This is a genomic window from Mesorhizobium sp. LNHC229A00, from assembly GCF_000502415.1.
Taxonomy (GTDB): Bacteria; Pseudomonadota; Alphaproteobacteria; order Rhizobiales; family Rhizobiaceae; genus Mesorhizobium.
Genome location: NZ_AYWQ01000201.1, coordinates 1 through 399, shown reverse-complemented (window position 1 = coordinate 399; position 399 = coordinate 1). Strand labels below are relative to the sequence as shown.

1 pseudogene is annotated in these 399 nt (G+C 62.4%); it reads right to left on the bottom strand.

Features of this window, described 5'->3' with window-relative positions:
* Nucleotides 1-399 (bottom strand): annotated as a pseudogene (locus X742_RS1000000175200) (DNA repair exonuclease); the annotation flags it as partial.

Here is a 399-nt window from a genome sequence, read left to right as displayed (position 1 = left end):
GCACCCTCCCGGGATTGCTCCAGCCCTGCTCGGATACGAATGATGGCCTCGCTCCATTCCGACACCCCGGTCAGATCGAGACTCACCCGCTCAAACTGCGCGACACTGGTGAGCCTCTCCTCTATCTCGACGGAGCGATCGTCGCGAATGGTGACCAGCGTAACCGACTTCTCGCCCGCCTCATTGATGTCCCGCCCCTGCGGGATCCCTGGCATCACCAGCGTGCTCGCACCGGAATACACCTGGCGAACGTGAATGTGGCCAAGCGCCCAATAGTCAAAGCCGTGGCCGTGCAGGTCGGCGACGCTGCAAGGTGCATAAACGTCATGGCCTGGGGAGCCGGCCAGGCTCGTATGCATGATGCCGATGTTCGCAGCTCCTTCCTGTGGGGCGGCATAT